General features: G+C 44.1%; 15 protein-coding genes. 6 read left to right on the top strand and 9 right to left on the bottom strand.

The features are described from left to right. Nucleotides 1-6 precede the first annotated feature (6 nt). The 8 genes from AOC03_RS01785 to AOC03_RS01750 all read right to left on the bottom strand — a co-directional run bounded on the left by AOC03_RS01785 (nucleotide 7) and on the right by AOC03_RS01750 (nucleotide 12,120). The gene (locus AOC03_RS01785) at nucleotides 7-561 is read right to left on the bottom strand and encodes a WG repeat-containing protein (protein ID WP_062533331.1); all 555 of its coding nucleotides are present in this window, start codon (nucleotides 559-561) and stop codon (nucleotides 7-9) included. A gap of 133 nt (nucleotides 562-694) precedes the next feature. Then, the gene (locus tag AOC03_RS01780; RefSeq protein ID WP_062533330.1) at nucleotides 695-1,063 is read right to left on the bottom strand and encodes a hypothetical protein; all 369 of its coding nucleotides are present in this window, start codon (nucleotides 1,061-1,063) and stop codon (nucleotides 695-697) included. 22 nt (nucleotides 1,064-1,085) lie between these two features. Next, nucleotides 1,086-5,090: an AAA family ATPase gene (locus tag AOC03_RS01775; RefSeq protein WP_062533329.1), complete on the bottom strand. Its 4,005-nt coding sequence runs from the start codon at nucleotides 5,088-5,090 to the stop codon at nucleotides 1,086-1,088. A 77-nt stretch (nucleotides 5,091-5,167) separates the two neighbouring features. Then, nucleotides 5,168-6,670, bottom strand: coding sequence for an exonuclease SbcCD subunit D C-terminal domain-containing protein (locus AOC03_RS01770; protein WP_062533328.1), 1,503 nt, complete (start codon nucleotides 6,668-6,670; stop codon nucleotides 5,168-5,170). Nucleotides 6,671-7,140: 470 nt separating this feature from the next. Continuing rightward, nucleotides 7,141-8,787 carry a siroheme synthase CysG gene (gene cysG, locus AOC03_RS01765; protein WP_062533327.1) on the bottom strand — a complete coding sequence of 549 codons (1,647 nt, stop codon included), beginning with the start codon at nucleotides 8,785-8,787 and terminating at the stop codon, nucleotides 7,141-7,143. 303 nt (nucleotides 8,788-9,090) lie between these two features. Further along, nucleotides 9,091-9,729, bottom strand: a complete 639-nt coding sequence (locus AOC03_RS01760; protein ID WP_062533326.1) for a phosphoadenosine phosphosulfate reductase family protein — start codon at nucleotides 9,727-9,729, stop codon at nucleotides 9,091-9,093. Between the two features lie 110 nt (nucleotides 9,730-9,839). After that, a complete protein-coding gene (locus AOC03_RS01755) occupies nucleotides 9,840-10,442 on the bottom strand; it encodes a DUF934 domain-containing protein (RefSeq protein WP_062533325.1) in 603 nt (200 codons plus the stop codon). Then, nucleotides 10,435-12,120 (bottom strand): nitrite/sulfite reductase, encoded by a 1,686-nt coding sequence (locus tag AOC03_RS01750; RefSeq protein WP_062533324.1) that lies wholly within the window; start codon nucleotides 12,118-12,120, stop codon nucleotides 10,435-10,437. The genes AOC03_RS01755 and AOC03_RS01750 overlap by 8 nt, the downstream gene beginning before the upstream one ends. A 427-nt stretch (nucleotides 12,121-12,547) precedes the next feature. Here AOC03_RS01750 and sat point away from each other — a divergent pair, with 427 nt between their 5' ends. Then, nucleotides 12,548-13,822, top strand: coding sequence for a sulfate adenylyltransferase (gene sat / locus AOC03_RS01745; protein WP_062533323.1), 1,275 nt, complete (start codon nucleotides 12,548-12,550; stop codon nucleotides 13,820-13,822). Between the two features lie 114 nt (nucleotides 13,823-13,936). Here sat and AOC03_RS01740 read toward each other — a convergent pair whose 3' ends face one another. Continuing rightward, nucleotides 13,937-14,518: a hypothetical protein gene (locus AOC03_RS01740; protein WP_062533322.1), complete on the bottom strand. Its 582-nt coding sequence runs from the start codon at nucleotides 14,516-14,518 to the stop codon at nucleotides 13,937-13,939. A gap of 526 nt (nucleotides 14,519-15,044) precedes the next feature. Here AOC03_RS01740 and AOC03_RS01735 point away from each other — a divergent pair. From AOC03_RS01735 to AOC03_RS01715, 5 genes are all read left to right on the top strand, one after another. Then, on the top strand, nucleotides 15,045-16,121 hold the full coding sequence (locus AOC03_RS01735; protein WP_062536364.1) for a sulfate ABC transporter substrate-binding protein: 1,077 nt from the start codon (nucleotides 15,045-15,047) through the stop codon (nucleotides 16,119-16,121). 261 nt (nucleotides 16,122-16,382) lie between these two features. After that, on the top strand, nucleotides 16,383-17,498 hold the full coding sequence (locus tag AOC03_RS01730) for a sulfate ABC transporter substrate-binding protein (protein ID WP_062533321.1): 1,116 nt from the start codon (nucleotides 16,383-16,385) through the stop codon (nucleotides 17,496-17,498). 290 nt (nucleotides 17,499-17,788) lie between these two features. Further along, a complete protein-coding gene (gene cysT / locus AOC03_RS01725) occupies nucleotides 17,789-18,673 on the top strand; it encodes a sulfate ABC transporter permease subunit CysT (RefSeq protein ID WP_062533320.1) in 885 nt (294 codons plus the stop codon). A gap of 1 nt (nucleotide 18,674) precedes the next feature. Continuing rightward, nucleotides 18,675-19,601 carry a sulfate ABC transporter permease subunit CysW gene (gene cysW / locus AOC03_RS01720; protein ID WP_062533319.1) on the top strand — a complete coding sequence of 309 codons (927 nt, stop codon included), beginning with the start codon at nucleotides 18,675-18,677 and terminating at the stop codon, nucleotides 19,599-19,601. A gap of 96 nt (nucleotides 19,602-19,697) precedes the next feature. After that, a complete protein-coding gene (locus AOC03_RS01715) occupies nucleotides 19,698-20,420 on the top strand; it encodes a sulfate/molybdate ABC transporter ATP-binding protein (protein ID WP_084785737.1) in 723 nt (240 codons plus the stop codon). Nucleotides 20,421-20,451: the final 31 nt, after the last annotated feature.

Raw genomic sequence — 20,451 nt, 5'->3', positions numbered from 1 at the left:
AGTTTCTTATTTAATAAGTGGCTCTAAACGTACCATTTTGCCATTTTTTTCTACCCATACTTTATCCCCGTCATCGCGATAGCGGGTGAATTGCGGTGCAAAGATAACTTTTGCTTGATTGTTTATAACGCCATATTTACCTGCCTGCTGATACATATACAGCTGGTGATAAAGCAATTTGGTAATGGGCGCACTTGATGCTAAGCGTAATTTACCAGTGTCATCAACAATTTGCGCGCTAACAATCTCGTCTTTGATATCTTCACTAAATCCTGTTGCGGTACTGCCTGCAACCAAAGTGCTGCGTAAAAATAGTAGCGGTGTCACATTACTATTAAAAGCTTCCAAATGCTGATTGGGCGCAAACGGAATAATAATTTTATGCTGCTGATTAATAAGTGCGGTTTTTTGTTGCAAGCGGACTTGCAGATATAAGGGTTTATCGGTACAAGGATTTAAGGGTTGTAGTGCATCATAAACCTGAGGAACCACCCACGTGCCTTTATCATCTAACAAGCCTACTTTGATGGGTGCTTTTTTCATGCCAGCCGAGGCAATCACAAAATAGTCGCGATCTTTATTACTATTATAATGGGCGTGGCTGATAGCAGCAGGTAGTAGGGCGCGTGGTGCTCTTGCTGCACGCAGCCGTGGAGTAGGGACTTGAGTTTTTTGTTGAAGTTGTTTAGATTGCTTAGCACTGGTTTTTACTGGTAGTCGCAGTGACTATCCCTTGTTTGCCCTGCCGCTGCGCCCAGACGTATTTGTTCATCAGTACGTAGGCATTGCTTAATTTATCTAAAACAACGCTACCAGTTTGGTCTTGCAGCTGCTGAGTGCCATTTGCTAAAGTGCCTAGCTTGCCGGCAAATTTTTGCTTATCATCAATGCGTTTAAAATAACTACTCGGCAAGGTATCAGCACAGTTTATCGATGCTGATGCTGGGGTCGTCACCGTCAAAGCCAAAATCGACAAACTAATAGGTAGGACAATTGCTTTAGCGCGATTAAGGTTGGTTTTCATCATCATCACAATCATAGCCATAGTCTGAAGCGTTGTCATACACCCCCCTTACCTCAATGCTTTAACTGGCGACTCTAGAGCAACCTTGACCACTAATTTCACTATAGCCACCTGAGAGTTTCTTGACATGGATTTGGGTAAAAATACGTGCCTTCAATGCTTGCACATGAGAAATAATACCGATTATCTTGCCCTCTTGTTGTAAGTTGGTCAAAGTATCAAGGGCAATATCCAGTGATTCTTCATCAAGCGTACCAAAGCCTTCATCCAAAAATAGGGAATCGACGCGCGTATTTTGGCTTGCCATTTGCGATAAACCAAGCGCTAGAGCAAGGCTGATAATAAAACCTTCACCGCCAGATAAGTTTTTGGTACTACGAATATCACCCCCTTGATAATTATCAATCACATTGAGCTCAAGTGGATTATTATTATCAGGTGTCAATAAATAACGGTCGCTCATTTTCTTTAATTGCATATTGGCATGATTAATCATGACTTGAAAGGTCAAGCCTTGCGCAAAATTGCGGTATTTTTTACCATCTGCTGAACCGATAAGCTCATACAACTGTTGCCATACTTGTAGCGCTTCTTTTTGAGCATGAATAGCCGTATTTTGCGTGGTCTGTACCATTTTCTGTTGCTCATTGGCTCTTAATTGCTGCTCAAACGCGCCAATTGTACCCAAGCGCTGCTCAATATCTGTTTTAAGCTCATTATGCTTGCTGGCAAGGCTGTCTCGATTCTCATCGGTCAGTTCGGTTAATGCCATCGATAACTTGGCATCAAGCGCTTGCTGGGTCTGCTTGCATTGCCGATTGGCGTGATTTAATGCCTGTTCAATAGCGGTGTGTTGTTGTTGCAGTGTATCGCGCGTTGCTTTGGGCAGTCGCGCATTGATGAAATCCGTTTCAGTAGCAAACTGTGATTGTATTAACAAGCGGCTAAATTCACGTTCTTGCGTGTGTAGCGTGCCAGCTATGGCGTCAAGCTCAGTGGCTAATTGCTGCGCGCGGCTTTGTAATTGCGATAGTGCCTGCTGACTTTTATCTAGCTGACTTTGTGCTTCTGTCTTTTTAGACTGGGCGTTATTAAAGGTAGTATGCAAACGACTACTTTCGTCATCAGGGTCTTTATCAGCGAATTTTTGGGTTCTCTCGTCTTGCAACTGTGTAAGCGCCGTCATTTGTGCTTCGATACGAGTATTAAGCTTGCTAAGCTCAAGGCACTCATTATTTAGCTGTACTTGCTTGGTTTCTATGAGCGTTATTAATCGACCACTTTCTATTTGTAGGGTTTGGACGCTGTCTTTTTGAGTATAAAAATGCTGTTTTAGCTGGGTTAAAGCCATACTGAACTGGCGCAAGTGCTCAATAGCTAGATTGCTATCCTGCTGATTAAGAACTATGTTGTCCTGAATACTGTTATTTAATACTGATAGCGTATCAGTTATGGCACGGGTGAGGGCATTGGCATCTGTTACTGAGCCGTTTAGATGACTGTGATAGTTATCAGCTGCATAGGTTTCAATCACAGTGGCTACCGCCGCTATTATGGTGGTCAGCTCCGCAAAATTTGCCTGTAGCACGTTATCTATGTCGTCTATTCTTTGGGTATTCAGCCTGATATCGGTAGTGATTTTATGATTGTCATTTTGAGAATGCTGTTGCTGCTGTTGCGCATGGTCAAGTGCTTTGGTCATCTCAGTCAATGTTTGAGACAAGCGGTCATATTGGTTAAGCGTCGTTTTGATATGTTCTTTTTTTTGATTTAGTGCGACTTTGGGGTCGTTGATTATAGCTAATAAGTCCCTGAATAATTGCGAATCTATGCTTGGGCTTATGCTTAAGTTATCGTCAGTATCGCCATCGAACTGCTGCGAAACGGTCAATATCTGATGACTGATGTCTTTTATCGACTGCAGGATAGGTTCAATAACCGTGTCACCCGCTTCGGTTGTCCTAAACGTTGTACCAAATATTGTGTTCAACATTGCGGTGCTTAGTGCATTGATATCGGTACACAACGTTTGCGCTTGCGTGCGTAATAGGGCAAGTTGATTGTTTTCATGTCGTAGCTGATTTTGCTTGCCTGCATATTGGCTTTGAGCATCTGATAACGTGTGCGTTAAGGTGTCTATCAGTACCTCAATATCCATCATTTTTTGCCGTGTTTGCTCCGTTAATGAGGTCTCATGCTGACTGTGATGACTGTCCAATAGAGGATGCTGATTTTCATAAGGATGTTCGCGCGCGCCGCATAGTGGACAAGGTTCGCCATCCTGTAATTCGATAATATAACTCTCAAGCTTCGCCACTTTTTGTAGGGCTTCAAGGTAGGCTTGCGTGTCTTGACGTTGGGATTTTGCGGTTTGGATATCTACTTCATGATGAATGATGGCAGCCTGAAGCGCGCTCAAGGCGTGCTGCATATCAGGTATATCAGCGCTGCCGCGAGTAATTTTTTCTGAGACATCCGTCAGCTGTTGTAGCCCAAAGCGCAGTTGATCGCTGTGCTGAGTGAGGGCGTTGATATCATCAATATGCGCGCGCAGCTCATTTGGCGACTTATCTTGGAGTAAGGCTGCTTGCTGTTGTTGTAATGCGTCGAGTGCTTGTTTTTTTTGTTCAATGAATTGGTTGGCGGCTGCTTGCTGCTCTATGAGCGTCGCGCGTTGTTGTTGCAACTGGTGGTTTGCATTTTGATATGCCTGTTTACTATCATTTGATTGAAGATTGCTTGGAAGCAGCGATTTTATGCGCGCACAGTGATTATTAAAGGTAATAATATCGCTATCAATACCATTGAGTGCACTACGCTCATGTAAATAGCTTTCGATGCGGGACAGCTCACTTTGATTTTTTTGCGCTGCTATTTGATGGGTCGACATCTCTTGTGATAAGTACTGGATACTCGATGACAAGACAGTCTGACGCTGAGTGTCAGTGGCTACTGTGTGCGTGTGCTGCTGTATCTGGGCATCGAGTTGGCGCACGCTAGCAATAATGGGTAGGGTATCGCGTAGCTCATTTGCCTGTTGTATTTCCGACGCACTGGCAGCGTTAAAACTGGTAATAGCGTGTTCTAGTAATGTCGTTTGCGTAGGGATTTTATCGAGTAAAATGTGATGTTCATGGTTAAGATTTTTGCTGATATCGCGACTATGCGTCAGTGCTTGAAAAACACTTTCAATCTCAAGCGCTTTATTTGCGGCATTTAGGCGCAAAGCATTGGGAATAAAGTCTTGCTCATCTTTAGTGGCGCTCGTTACTGCGGTTAAATTTTGTGCTAAGTGTTGTTTTAATTGCGCGATATCCGACAGCCAGTCCAGATGCTGAGTGACGTCGTTAAGCGCTTGTCGCTGCGTTTTTTGTAAACGTTGCTGCGCTTGTAAATCAGCGGTCAGCTGCGTTTCTTCTTCCGCACTTAATAAGGGCAAACTGTCCACGCCCGCTTGTAATTTAGCAAGTTCATGCTCTTTATCGCGTTTCTTCTCAAAGACGTTTTTGGAGATTTGCGCATAAGTAGCCGTGCCAGTAATTTTTTCTAATATCGCGGCTCTATCGGCAATATCTGAATTTAAAAAAGCGGCAAAGCCACCTTGTGCGAGCATAATGGAGCGGGTAAATTGGCTAAAATCCATGCCAATCAATTCTTTAATAAAGGGTGCTGTTTTAGACTTAGCATCCTCTAAGATGTCCCCTGTTGCCACGTCACTGATTTCATGAATAATAGCAGCAAGTTTGCCTTTAGGTTTTTTATGCGCGCGATGCTGATACCAAAAACAGCGGTAATGCCTGCCGCCAATTTCTATAACCACCTCAGCGCAACACTCGCCAGTGCCTTGGGTCATCATCTCGTTAGAGGATGCCGTAATATCACCCAGTCTCGGCGTTTGGCTATAGAGTGCTAAGCAAATCGCATCCAAAATAGTGGTCTTACCAGCCCCAGTCTGTCCGGTAATGGCAAAAATCCCTTCATTAACAAACGCAGGGTGGGTGAAGTCAATATGCCACTCACCTTTGAGGGAGTTTAGGTTTTTTAAGCGTAGTTCAATCAAGCGCATGGGCAGGTCTTATAGGTTGGGTAAACGCTAAATGCTGTAAAAAAGAATGCTATAAAAATATGGTATCGTGCTGAATTTTATTCTGCGTGATGGTCTTTATCATAAATTTCATGAATAATTTGCTCGTAAGCATGGCGTAAGGTCAGTTTTTGCGCGTCAGTGACTTCGTTGACCAATAAACAGCGTTCGAATACTTCCAATTCATTTAAATCTTGCAAGGTTTCAGAAGCTGACTCTTGATTGAGCACTTTATTATAAGTAGACAGGTTTTTAATCTTCAGTATCTCACAGGACAAGCCGTCCACCATGGCAGCTATCTGTTCGCGCAGATTGGCAACAATATCATCACCCGTATAAACCACCTCAAGCCAAATCGGCTCTGACGCTGAGCGTGACTGGGTGAGAGTACAAATAGTCGCCTTGATGGTTTGCATATCACCGGACACTTGCGCTAAAGGCTGAAAACAAGGGATGGGAAGGGCGGACACGCGCATTTGTGATTTATCGTCATTTAGTAAATTAACTTCTGCTACTGTGCTTCCTATGTTTTGTACAACCTCTATATTGTCTACGTCATCAAAACCAAATAAATCGTCTATAAAATTATGACTGGCCGCGGTGTGGTTGGCTGTTTTTTGTGCTGCCGTCTTTTTATTATTAGGCGGCAGATTTAGTGTAGAAGGGTTAGATGTAGAAGAGTTAAATAGTGCCGCGACATCGTCTGCTGCTGCGCCAAATTGTACCAATAACACCTGCTTTTGTTGGCGCGCTTCACCAAAACCCATGGCAATGGGTGAGCCAGAATAGCGGATATGCTCACGTCCGCCAACGCGCTGCGGCACATGCAAATGCCCAAGCGCCACATAATCAAAATAGGGACTGAACATTTCCGCAGATATTTTCCCTAAATTGCCAACATACAAATCCCGTACGCCATCGTCAGTCGTGGTGCTGCCGCCAGCGGCAAATAAATGTCCCGTAGCAATAATAGGAATATGGCGAGCGTGTGTCTTTGCAAGCACTTGTTGATGGTTTTTAGCAATAGCAGCGACTGCATCATAATGCGCGCGGATACCGCTGATGACATTAGCATCCTTGCTGTCCATCGACTCGCCAGCGCCACTGCTACGCACATCGCGGTCGCGCAAATAAGGTACTGCGGCAATAATGCAATAAGGCAAATCGCTGCTATCGTGCAAAATCAGCACTTCGTCGCGTACGTCTTCACAAGCGGTACCGATGACATGAACGTTTAAAAATTTCAATATTTGACTGGGTGCATCTAGAAAGGTTGGAGAGTCATGGTTGCCCGCCACAATAACCACATGTTGGCAACATGATTTTGATACCGTGCCCAAAAACTCATAATATAACGCTTGAGCGCGATTACTGGGTGTCATGGTATCGAAAATATCACCTGCGACAATGAGTACATCTACTTGTTGGGTCGCAATCGTGTCAGCAAGCCAGTTTAAAAATGTCACGAACTCATCGTAACGCATACGTCCATAAAGCCGACGTCCCAAATGCCAGTCGGAGGTGTGCAGGATAGTTAAGGGAACGGCAGTAGAGACAGACATAGTTGGACTTAATTGAGAAGGGAAGACAGCGATTATTCTAGCAAGAATTGGCGGGGTTTGCTGCAGGATAAGTTATGAATAACAACTGACAAATTCTCTAAAAATCCAGCCAATGTGGGGTCAGTGACTTTACAGGTCTGCGCTTGTGCAGGAAGTATGAACAATAAGGATAGACATGATGCGGAAAATAAAATTTTAAATGTTGTCATATGACACCTCTCAAATACTCATGAAATAATAAGATATTATGGCCACATAAAAAATAATTTACAATTGTCTATTAATTTAATTGTAATAATTTTTTTATATTTTGAAAACAGTATCGATGTTTTTTAAAATAAAGACTTGACATCGTTATATCACTTCTAATGTCTTTACTCAACTTTAGCATACAATAAGTTTTTGTTCGAAAAAATCCCCCACCAGTGCAATGACGAGTGAGGGTTATTATTTAAAAATAAGCTTTTAACTTAACCAATTATTAACTGCTCCAAGCTATCGTCCGCTTTTTGCTCGGCTACATTTGAAACCATCGATAAGGCATGGGCTTGCTGACCTATAAAATTGTCTTTTGGGGTGGCTGCCGTACCGCCGCGAAGCCAATTCTCATGTGTATCACTAACGTTTTGATTGTGCTGCTGGTGATTGACGTTATACCAAGCCAAGTCATGATGCAGTGCCACCACATCGCCCATAATCAGTAGCGCTGGCGTTGGCAATTGCGCTTGTTCTTGCAACGCGACAATGGTGCCAATGGTGCCGGTCAATACTTGCTGATTGGGCATACTGGCATTAGAGACTATCGCGATAGGTGTGTCGGCGGCACGCCCAGCGTCAATCAAGCCTTCGGTCAAACGTGCTAATGAGTGTAGCCCCATATAAAAGACCACCGTCTCATCGGTATTCAGGAAATTTTTAAAGTTGCCGTTTGGTGCGCCTGCCTTTAAAAATCCGGTGACAAAGCGTACCGATTGCGAATGGTCGCGGTGGGTCAGCGGAATTCCGGCATAGCTGGCTGCCGCATTTGCCGCCGTAATACCCGGTACAACTTGGTAAGGGATATGATGCGCGCGTAAGCTTTCAATTTCTTCACCACCGCGACCAAAGATAAAGGGGTCACCGCCTTTTAGTCGTACCACGCGGCGACCTTCTTTTGCTGCATTGACTAACAGCTCATTAATGCCCAATTGCGCCACGGCATGATTGCTGCGTTTTTTACCAACGTATACTTTATCAGCATCACGGCGGCACAAATCCAGAACTTGTGGTGAGACTAACGCATCATAAAAGACGATATCCGCTTGCTGCATTAACCGTAACGCTTTAAAGGTGAGTAGCTCAGGGTCGCCCGGTCCTGCACCCACGATATACACTTCACCAACGGGCTGTTTTTCTGACTGGATTGCCTCGTTTTTTTCTTGCAATGATAAGGTCTGGACGTTTGATAACTCCGCACTTTTACTGATTTGCATGGCGGTATGGTCTAAATCGGCTTGTAATTGCACGGCTGCTTGGGTTTCATTTCCAGCAAATATCAGCTCACTAACTTGACCTTCAAAGGCGCGTTCCCAAAACTGGCGACGTCCGGTTAATGTCGGTATTTTTGCTTTAACCTCATGCCGAAACTCGCCAGCAAGCTTTGCTAATTTGCCATAGCCTTGCGGAATTAAAGTCTCAAGGCGGGCACGTAATAACCGTGCGAGCACCGGTGCTTTGCCGTTCGATGAAATACCAATAACAATCGGGTTACGATCGACGATAGCCGGGAAAATAAAGTCGCATAAATGTGGCGTATCGACCACGTTCACTGGAATATTTAATTCGGTAGCATCAGCATGAATTTGATGATTCAGACTTTCATCATCGGTCGCGGCAATAATCACCCGCGACCCTGTCATATATGTTTTATGATAATTCTCGTAAATCAGCTCGTGCTTATTGTGATTGCTATCATTAGTGAGCAAAGCTTGCAGCTCGGCGCAAATACTGGGCGCAAGAATAGTAATACAGGCGCCAGCGCGGCGTAGCAAATCTGCTTTACGCAGCGCCACATCACCACCGCCAACGATGAGCACTTTGCGGTCTTCTAATTTAAAAAATAGCGGAAAGGTATTCATAATACAACCAGTCATTCAATTTTGTAGTTAACGCTATTATGAATTATGACACACCGCAGCTCACGTTGCGTATTGGCATTAGTATATTCCATTTTTTAATGTGAGCAGTGATTTATTCGAAGAAAGGGAATAGCTGTGAGGAACTTGGTATGTCGTATTTGATAGCCGTATTAGAAGGAATAGGCTTGGTGGAAATAAAAATAAAAAAATCCCCACTTACACTATATAAGCGGGGATTTATGCTGTTTTTAGAAGCGCTATTAACTTAGAACTAATATTAACAACGCCTTTTAGCAAACAGGCTTATAGCTGAGTATGCAAACCACATTCGCGATGCTCTTCTACTTTAGTAGGGTCAAAGTAGTCAAACTCGTTCGGTAGGCTATTTTCTTCTAAATACACATCTAAATCAGCATCCGTTTTTTCAAACAATGGCGCTACTTTTAACACGCCGTCTTTTGATAAGCTTAGCACATCAAGACCTTGACGGAATTCAGTTTGATCTTTACGAATGGCATTGAACCAAACGTCAGGCTTTAGTTCATTCAGCGCACGGCGGAATGGCTCAAGTTTCACTTGGTCAGTAAATTCGTCATGCAATGGGTTATCAATCCCTGGGATACCTTCCATGGTCACATCACGATGCGCCGCAGTTTGTTTTGGGATATAAGTGATGACGTTAAGGTTTAAGTCACGGATAACTTTATTCGCAAATTGATACGTGGCATCGGTGTTGTAACCAGAATCTACCCATAAAACCGTGATATCGGGGCGTTGTTTAGCTACCAAATGCAAAATTGCTGATTCATACGGACGGAAGTTGGTAGTGATGATTGGGTTTTTGGCTTGGGTCAATGCCCACTCAACGATTTGCTCAGGCGTTTTGCCTTGTAAATCTTGGTTGGCTTGGTCGATGTCTAGATTTGGGTGTAATTGGCTCATGATAAAATCCTAGGTTGATAATTGATTAAAAGTTGTTTGGTAACCACAAAAAATTTAAGAACAATAATTTAAAAGCAATAACGACTTATAATATATTTAAAATATTAATGCTACGCACCTGAAAACATCGGTAAAGCAGTAGCATCTTGACCATCATAAGCGCTGGCAAGGGCAGTGAATGCTTGGCTAATCCCGCCTTCAACACCCGATTGCACGTCATGTTCGCTTAGCACAAAGCTATCAGCGCCAACCCGTAGCAAATAGGCAATTTGATCGCGACCAAAGGCGCCTGCCATGCGAATCTCACCTTTATAACCTAACTGGCGTAGCGTTTGGGCAAAGCTAAAGCCGCGACCATCAGCGAAGGCGGGCACATGAATAACAATCAGCGCTTGCGTTAATAAAAAATCACGCAAGCCTACCAACACATCGGTATCCGTATTCGAGGTCATCCAAAGCCCTAAGCGACTGCTGTGCTCGGTTAAGAGCGCATAAACCTGTTGTAATAATCCGCTGGCAAGTTCGCCTGTTGGTTTTAATAAATCAGTGAGGGGAATCAGGATATCGGGCTTGTCTTGCTTGTGCAGCAGCTCGCTCAAGGATAGCTCGGTAAGCGCCACGCCATCTGGTAGCTCAGCGGTGGTCAGCGCCTGCCACGTATCTTGATTACTGATATCAACACCTTGGCTGTTTAGCACATGATGATTACCCATAGACCTTCTCCTTAAATGGGGCAATGCCCACGCGATCGACCAGATCACCAAAGCGTTCTACCTCGTTATCGCTATCGCCGCGCAGCTCAAGATAAGTATCTAAAATAACTTGTAGGGTGCTGGCAACATCGTCAGCGGCAACCGCACGACCCAATATTTTACCGAGCTTGGCGTCATTACTTGAGTTACCACCCAAGCTGATTTGATACCAATGCTCACCTTTTTTATCCACGCCTAAGATACCGATATCGCCGGTGTGGTGATGGGCACAGGCATTCATACAGCCGGACATATTTAAGCGGATATCGCCCAAGTCGTAGAGATAATCGAGGTCATTAAACTGCTTTTCGATTTGCTCAGCGATATTATGCGTGGTGGCATTCGCCAGCGAGCAGTAATCCCAACCGGGGCAAACAATCATATCGGTTAAGGTATTGATATTGGCACGGGCTAAATGTAGCGCTGCCAACTGCTGCCATAGCTCATATAAATGATTGGTTTGTACATCAGCAAAGACCAAGTTTTGCTGATACGTACCGCGCAACTCGCTAAAGCTATAACGGTCAGATAGGTCAGCTAAGGCGTCCATTTGATCAGCGTTGACGTCACCGGATGGGATGTATTTACCATCAACCAAGCCCGCTTTAAGAGAAATCACCACAGCGCGGTAGCCTGCCACCTTGTGCGCAACAGTATTTTGGGTGTACCAATTGGCAAAATCTTTATCCGCACTCAGTTGCTGTTGCAGTTCAGACTGCACCTGTAGCGCATCAAACGACTGATAATCAGGCGCGGTAAAGAAGCTGGCAGCGGTGGCAAAATTATCGTCATTTAAGGTCAGCGCGCCATCTTTAGTATGCGCTTCCCATTCGGCATCGACCAGCTTAGCAAAAGCTGCCGCACCCATGCTTTCTACCAAGATTTTGATACGGGCTTTATATTTATTATCACGGCGACCATGTAAGTTATACACGCGCAAAATGGCATCAAGGTAGCTGAGCAAATGCTGGCGCGGTAGGAACTCATTAATGGTTTTGCCAATCACTGGCGTACGACCCAAGCCGCCACCAACCAACACTTCAAAACCTATCTCACCGGCTTCATTTTTCTTCACATGCAAGCCAACATCGTGGACTTGGGTCGCGGCGCGGTCATTTTCCGTACCAATCACTGCAATTTTAAATTTGCGCGGTAAAAAAGCAAACTCAGGATGAAAAGTTGACCACTGACGGATAATTTCACAATACGGACGCGGATCGGCGATTTCTTCTTGATGAATACCCGCATACGGGTCAGTGGTGGTATTACGAATACAGTTGCCCGAGGTTTGAATCGCGTGCATTTGCACCGATGCCAAATGCGCCAAAATATCCGGCACATCTTCGAGTTTTGGCCAGTTCAGCTGAATATTGGTACGGGTGGTGAAGTGACCATAACCCTTATCATACAGGCGGGTAATCTCAGCTAACTTGCGCAATTGATAGCTGGCAAGTAAACCGTAGGGAATCGCAATACGCAACATGGGCGCGTAACGCTGAATATAAAGCCCATTTTGCAGGCGCAGCGGTAAAAACTGCTCTTCTGGTAGCGAGCCGTCCAAAAAGCGCTGAGTTTGGTCGCGAAATTGGGCGACTCGTTCCTCAACCAACGTTTGATCAGCGTAATTATATTGATACATGACGTAATCTCAATTTCAAATTTATAAAAGCGGATAGCAAAAAGATAGGGTAGCAAAAATGAAACAATAAACCATGCAATAAAACACGGTAATAGTAATAAAAAGTACCAATAAAAAAGCACTAATAAGAAGTATCAAAAAAAAATACAAATGATTTTTGTGTATTGCCGTCAGTTTCTGACAGGTTAAAACGGCTCAACAACCAAACAGCTTTACATCATATAAGCTTAATGTTTTAAAGATAAATTCCTTTAAGTCATATCCATAGTAAAACACAGCATAAATTTTCATAACGAAAGTTAGGTAGCCTATAGGCATCCGCTAGTTAGCGACTGCTTATGCGAAAATCAGCAAAAAACATTAAGCAAAAATGCATCAAATGAATGAATAGTAACTTTACCTCATCTTCCCTCTGTTTAGGATTCTCATGACCCAACTTGCCGATACTATCTCAAAAGACGCCATCTCAAAAAATACGTCAAAACTTGTACCACCTCATGGTAGCAGCGAACTAAAGCCGTTATTATTAACCGGTGACGCCCGTGCTCAAGCACTCAAACTTGCTGCAACCTTACCGCAAATCACCTTAAGCTCACGTGAGCGCGGTGATTTGATTATGCTCGGTATTGGCGGCTTTACGCCACTTGATGGCTTTATGAATCAAGCCGATTGGCAAGGTGTGGTGGATAATATGCGTCTGCAAACAGGCGCGAATGCAGGCTTATTTTGGCCAATCCCGATTACCTTATCTGCGCCGAAAGCGACTGCTGATAGCCTGAATAAAGGCGATAAAGTAGCACTAGTTGCCGAAAGTGGCGAGATTATGGGTGTCTTGACCGTTGAAGAAACGTACACCATTGATAAAGAACATGAGTGTCAGCAAGTCTTCACCACCACTGACTCTGAGCATCCGGGCGTTCAGCAAGTGCTCAGCCAAGATGAGGTGAATATTGCCGGTAGCGTTGAAGTGCTCAGCGAAGGCGAATTCCCAACCCTGTATCCTGAAACTTATAAAACCCCTGCACAAACTCGCCAAATACTGGCGGATAAAGGTTGGAAAACGGTTGCGGCATTCCAAACCCGTAACCCAATGCACCGCTCACATGAATATTTAGCCAAAATCGCAATTGAGATTTGTGATGGCGTCTTGGTGCATTCATTACTTGGCGCGCTAAAACCGGGTGATATCCCTGCCGAAGTCCGTCAAGAAGCCATTAAAACGTTAATCGATAATTACTTTAAACAAGATACGGTAATTCAAGCCGGTTATCCGCTAGACATGCGTTATGCGGGTCCGCGTGAAGCATTATTACACGCCTTATTCCGTCAGAACTATGGCTGTAGCCATCTGATTGTTGGACGTGACCATGCTGGTGTTGGCGATTATTATGGTGCGTTTGATGCGCAAACCATCTTTGAGAAGTTAGAAAAAGATGACTTGATTACTCAGCCATTAAATATTGATTGGACGTTCTGGTGTAATGCCTGTGGCGCGATGGCATCGAGTAAAACTTGCCCGCATGATGCGTCACAGCATGTGAAAGTATCGGGCACGAAATTGCGTAAAGCCTTATCAGAAGATGAGGAAGTGCCAGATAACTTTAGCCGTCCTGAAGTATTAGAGATTTTGCGCCGTTATTATGCCAATATCGCCAAGGAAGAGCGTGCTGAAGTGAAGTTAGTTGGTGCGTCTGCGGTATAAAAATTCCGTAGCTTCTATCATTAAAGAAATCATTAAAAAAGGTGCTAATTTTAAAGTTAGCACCTTTTTTTATATCTTTATTTTTATACTGTGATTCACATCATTAGCTGAATTTTAACTTAATACTAATTGGCTTGCCAGTTTTTGGTAATCACCCGCTAAAGTATCACCGCCTGAACAAAAATAGTTCAGCGCCGTTTTATCTTGGCTATCAATGGTGAGCTTACCATCCTTAAACTGCAAAAAGGTCACGCTATTATTGGCAACAGTCTGAAAAATCACGCCATGCGCTAGGTCTTGTCCCATCAACGTTGCCTTGCCCTCATAGCTGCAACTGGGATTTTTGATATCACCGCGCGCGCGTACTTTAATGTCAATCTCCGCCTCACCAAACGGACGTACCATCACTCCGACCCAGTCATAACCTTGCTGACGTTTATCATAGCTGTCAGTTGCGTAATCACCGATGACGGTTTGCACCGCTGGCGTGAGTTTGCTTTGTGTTGATAAGGCTGACGGTACGGGTGCGGTGTTTGCAACCACCGCTGATTGGCTGCTATTTAGGCTGCTGGCATTTAGATTATTAGTATGCGTCACGGTCTGACACCCTGTCAATATCATGAAGGCACTGGTGATAGCTGTAGAAAACAAAAATTTACGGTGCGGTAAGTGGGCTGATAAACAAAATCTGGTCATAAAAGTGCCTCGATAAGAATAAGGAAATCGGACTTGGGCATAACAATAACAGCAATTGCGATAAGGCAAACACGCGCAGCCGATATCTTAGCAAAAATTAGGGCACAGACTCTCCCTTAACCTTTGTCACATAAGGCTTATCGTCTTACTGCATAACCTTTTAGCCATATTGAATATTAAAGAATACCTAATAAAAGCACTTATGCCAAGTTAATAATTTGATAAGCGTTTTTGTCACTAAGCGATGACTGTGCAAACTGCTAGCATAGCTTTCATGGTTACTCTCATTATTAAGCTTCACTCTTTAATCATGAACCATGAACCATGAACATAGATACCGTATTAAACCTCAACTCTTAAAACTAAATTTTTAAAAAAAGAATACGCTAACCGCACTTTTATCGCATTTTTATTATAACGTTAACATTATAGAGAGCCACCGATGCCACATATTACTAAAGCTGCTATTCATAATAATACTTTATCTCAGCACACAACCCCTGTTTTACGGGCAGCGCAGACTCGCATGGCATCACGTGCAGTATGGATGGGTGGCGCGCTCACAACCGTATTATTGATGAGCGGTTGTAATCCCACCGAAGCCAATAAAGAGCAGTCGTCTGGAGATAATACCGCAGCAGCTGAGAGCAAAGATGTCAGCTTACTTAACGTGTCATACGATGTGTCGCGCGACTTTTATAAAGAATATAACCCGCTATTTACCAGTACCTATCAAGCCCAGCATCCCGATAGCAAGGTGGATATCAAGCAATCGCATGGCGGCGCTAGTAAGCAAGCCTTGTCAGTGGCTAATGGTTTACAAGCGGACGTCGTGACCTTAAATCAAGAAAGCGATATGAATATGCTGGTTGAAAAAGGGTTGGTTAAACCCGATTGGCGTCAAGCATTTCCGAATAATGCCGTCCCTTATCGTACCACCATGGTGTTACTGGTGCGTAACGGCAACCCGAAAAAAATCAAAGACTGGAATGATTTGGCGCGTCCCGATGTAGAAGTGGTCATGCCCAATCCAAAAACTAGTGGCACGGCGCGCTATGCCTTTTTGGGTGCCTATGGTGCAGGATTGCACCAGTTTAAAGAGTCAGTCGATTCGCCAACCCAGACCAATGACTTTATAAAAAAGATACTTTCAAACGTGGTGACTTATGACAATGGTGCGCGCGCAGCAACCACCAGCTTTACTCAGCGCGGCTTAGGTGATGTGCTCATTACTACAGAAAATGAAGCGCATTTGGTAGCAACGCAGCATGCCAAAGGTAAGGTTGAGATTGTTTATCCGAGCTACTCCGTTAACATTGATAACCCAGTGGCAATCGTCAGCGCAGTGACGGATAAAAAAGGCTCTACCGCCGCAGCAACCGCCTATCTTAAAGCGCTGTGGGACAAGCCTGCGCAAGAGCTGATGGCGAAAATGTATCTGCGTCCTAGCGATAAAGAGGTCTTAGCTGCCCATGCTAGCACGTTAAAAGACATTCAAACTTTTGAGCCAGTCGCTGTTTTTGGAGAGTGGGACAGCATTATGAATAAGTTTTTTGTGGATGGCGCACTATTTGATAAGTTGGCAGTAAAAACTGAAAAGTAAAACTGAAAAGTAAGACAGATATATGCTAACACCATGATTAGCACAATAAGCGCTTAAAAAACCCAATTGGCTGATCATCAGCCAATTGGGTTTTTTTAAAGCAGTATATATAAAATAATAGGGCACTCAAAAGCAACGATAACCTTCATTATTCCATTTTGGCAATAATATACGCATATTCATCATTAAAGATAATAAGATGGCGCTGTTAGCATACTTACATTCCACTAGACATTGACCACCTATCTATTTGAGGTAATTATGACATCATATCGCGCTGCTGACTTATCCACTCATACCGCCAAAAGCAAACGCCGTGCGGTGCTTGGTATAACTGGGGTTGCCTTAGCTATTGGCTTGACTGGCTGTAGTAATAATAATACAGCGGCAACCGCGCCTAATGCTGATGGCACGCCAGCTGCGACTGAAGGTCAAAAAATTGAGCTATTGAATGTCTCTTATGATGTGGCACGCGACTTTTATAAAGATTACAACCCACTATTTATTGAGCATTATAAAACCGAACATCCGAATGCCAACATCACTGTCAATCAGTCTCATGGCGGTTCTAGCAAGCAAGCTTTGTCAGTTGCTAATGGCTTACAAGCGGACGTGGTCACCATGAATCAAGGCTCAGACGTTGAGCTGCTTGAGAAAAAAGGTTTGGTTGCTAAGGATTGGCAAGAGGAGTTCCCAGATAAAGCCGTACCCTTTACCAGTACCATCGTATTTTTGGTACGTAAAGACAACCCTAAAGGTATCAAAGATTGGGCAGATTTAACCAAGCCAGGTGTTGAGATTGTCCTTGCCAATCCAAAATCGACAGGTAATGGGCGTTATGCCTTCTTAGGCGCGTATGGTTATGGTTTGCACGCGTTTAATAATGATGACGCCAAAACCCAAAGCTACGTAAAAGACGTGCTAAAAAACGTCAAAGTCTATGAAAATGGTGGACGTGCTGCCACGACGACCTTTGTTCAGCGCGGTATTGGCGATGTTCTTGTTACCTTTGAGAATGAAGCTAATCTTGCTGCCACTCAGTTTGGCGCGGGCAAAGTCGATATCGTTTATCCTAAATACTCGATTAAATCTGAAAGTCCAGTTGCCATTGTAAAAACAGTGACAGATAAAAAAGGCACGACAGCAGCGGCAAAAGACTATCTTGACTATTTATGGAGCGAGCCTGCGCAGCAATTGGCAGCTAACCTTTACTTGCGCCCAAGTGTGAAAAGCGTGCTAGATAAAAATGGTGATAAATTGCCACCTATCGAAACCTTCCGTCCGAATGATGCGTTTGGATCATGGGATGACATCATGAGTAAATTCTTTAGTGATGGCGGCGTGTTTGATAAATTAGCCGTAAATCCACCGCAGTAAACAGCCATCACAAAAGGATAAGGACAGGGTATATTGCCTGTCCTTATTGCCGTTACCCTGTTCGCTATTTTACGCTGGCAAGCTGCTGTCACGCTCTTTCTTGTTTTATCGTTTTTCTTAATCATAGAGCTGCTCTGGGTAATAATGCTTCGAATCAAAGAACATTGAACGCTACCACCCTAAAGCATACGATTCCTACAATAAATAATAATACCCATTACTAATCCCATGCTATGCCACATGACATGGATTTTTGATAGATGCCAGCAGATAGGCTATAGGACTTTACTATGAGTGTTACCCCTTCTCAAGCCAGCAATGCCACTCACAAAAAGGGCTGGTTAACCCGCTTGCGCCAGCGCAATGTGTTGCCAGGCTTTGGTCTGAGTATGGGCATTACGGTCTTTAGTTTGTCGTTATTGGTGGTGTTGCCGTTTGCGATGATGGCATATACCACAACGCAGATGGGTTGGAGCGGATTTTGGTCGACCATCAGTCAGCCGCAAGTTGCCGCGGCGATTAAATTGAGTATTTGGATGTCCTTCCTAGCGATGCTCACTAACATGGTATTTGGTACGTTGGTCGCGTGGGTATTGGTACGCTATGAGTTTTGGGGTAAGTCGCTAATTAATGCGTTGGTTGATTTACCCTTTGCCTTGCCAACAGCAGTGACGGGTATTTCTCTTGCGACTTTGTATGCACCGAATGGTTTAATCGGGCAGTGGTTTGACAAAATTGGTATACAAGTGGCGTTTACACCGATCGGTATTTGGTTGGCATTGGTCGTTGTGAGCTTTCCGTTTATTGTCCGTGCCGTACAACCCGTTTTAGCTGAATTATCGGTTGAATTTGAAGAAGCTGCGGCAGTATTGGGTGCGAATCGTTTAACGACTTTTAATAAGGTTATTCTACCGGAGCTGTTGCCAGCTTTACTCATGGGCGCTGGTATGATGTTTGCGCGCGCAACGGGTGAATATGGCTCGGTGATTTTTATTGCGGGTAATATTCCGATGGAGTCAGAGATTTTACCGCTGATTATTATCAGTAAGCTTGAGCAGTTTGATGTGCAAGGCGCATCCGCAGTCGCATTATTTATGCTGCTCATCTCATTTGTGATTTTATTAACCATCAACATTGTACAGTGGAAACTGTCACGCCGCGTAGGAGCACGCTAAGATGCAAATAGCCAATAGCTACGACTATCAAAGCAATCCTGCGACCAAAGATACGCCATGGATCCGACGCATTTTTATCACCATTGCGGTTCTTTTTATGGTCATCATGTTGGTATTTCCATTGTTAGCCGTGTTTTATGAAGCCTTTAAAGGAGGCTGGGAGCTTTATCTTGCCTCCTTGGTAGAGCCTGAAGCCTTGCAAGCGATTAAACTGACCCTTATTACGGCGGCGATTGTCTTGCCCATTAATATGGTGATGGGTGTGGCGATTGCATGGCTAGTGACCCGTTATCATTTTAAAGGCAAGCAGCTGGTCACGACCTTACTTGATTTACCGTTTTCAGTGTCGCCGGTGGTTGCAGGTTTGATGTTCGTGTTGTTATTCGGACTCAACTCTACGATTGGTGGCTGGCTTGAGGGTATGGGGATCCAAATCATTTATGCGGTGCCGGGGATTGTTTTGGCAACGTTATTTGTCACTTTCCCTTTTGTGGCGCGTGAATTAATCCCTTTGATGCAAACCCAAGGCGATTCTGAAGAACAAGCAGCATTGACGCTTGGTGCAACCGGTTGGCAGACGTTTTGGCATGTGACCTTACCGAATATTAAATGGGCACTATTATATGGTTTGATTTTGACCAATGCGCGGGCGATGGGTGAGTTTGGCGCGGTCAGTGTTGTCTCCGGTCACATTCGTGGCGAGACCAATACCATGCCGCTGCTCGTCGAGATTGCTTATAATGACTATAACTTCACCGCGGCATTTGCCTTATCAAGCTTACTTGCGGCTTTAGCCTTAGTCACGCTCTTAGTACAACAGGTGATGACCAAACTACAAGATCGTAAGTTTGCTAAATCTGAGCGGTTGGTCAGTGCGCCTGAACTGCCCGTTAGCGCCAATGCAACCATTCCTAACCGCGCTGAATAGTGGTGAAAATTGTAGTCAATCGCCATACAGTATGAGATAAAACCAGACAAAACGTTAGATACTATAAAAACGTTAGACATCATAAGAGATAATGCTATGAGCATCGAGATTCGGAATGTTAATAAGAAATTTGGTGATTTCACCGCTTTAAATGATATCAGTATCACTGTGCCGACTGGAAAGCTGACCACCTTATTGGGTCCATCAGGCTGCGGTAAGACAACCTTACTGCGCATTATTGCAGGGCTTGAATATTCAGACTCAGGGCAGATATTGTTTGATGAGTTGGATGTGACCAATACGCCGGTACAAAAGCGTCATATTGGCTTTATGTTTCAACACTATGCTTTATTCCGGCACAAAAACATCGCTGATAATGTGGCGTTTGGATTAACGTTATTGCCAAAAGCGGAGCGTCCTAGTAAAGCCGATATTAATAAGCGCGTTGCCGAGTTGTTAGAATTGGTACAATTGCCACAAGTCGCCAATGCTTATCCACATCAGTTATCAGGTGGGCAACGGCAACGTATTGCGCTGGCGCGTGCGCTCGCGGTCAAACCAAAGCTGTTATTACTGGATGAGCCTTTTGGGGCACTTGATGCTAAGGTACGAAAAGAGCTGCGCACGTGGCTAAAAAATATCCATCATGAACTGGGTATTACCAGCATTATGGTCACCCACGACCAAGAAGAAGCCCGCGCTGTATCTGATGAAATTGTGGTTATGAATCATGGTATTGTCGAGCAAGTAGGTACTTCCGAGGAGCTCATTCATCATCCCGCCAATGCTTTTGTGAGTGATTTCTTAGATTTGGTGTAGCGCATATCCCAGTTTTTTTGCAAAATTTTCA

Origin of the sequence: Psychrobacter urativorans (assembly GCF_001298525.1) — a bacterium.
GTDB classification, from domain to species: Bacteria; Pseudomonadota; Gammaproteobacteria; order Pseudomonadales; family Moraxellaceae; genus Psychrobacter; species Psychrobacter urativorans_A.
This window is presented reverse-complemented; position numbering and strand designations above follow the sequence as displayed.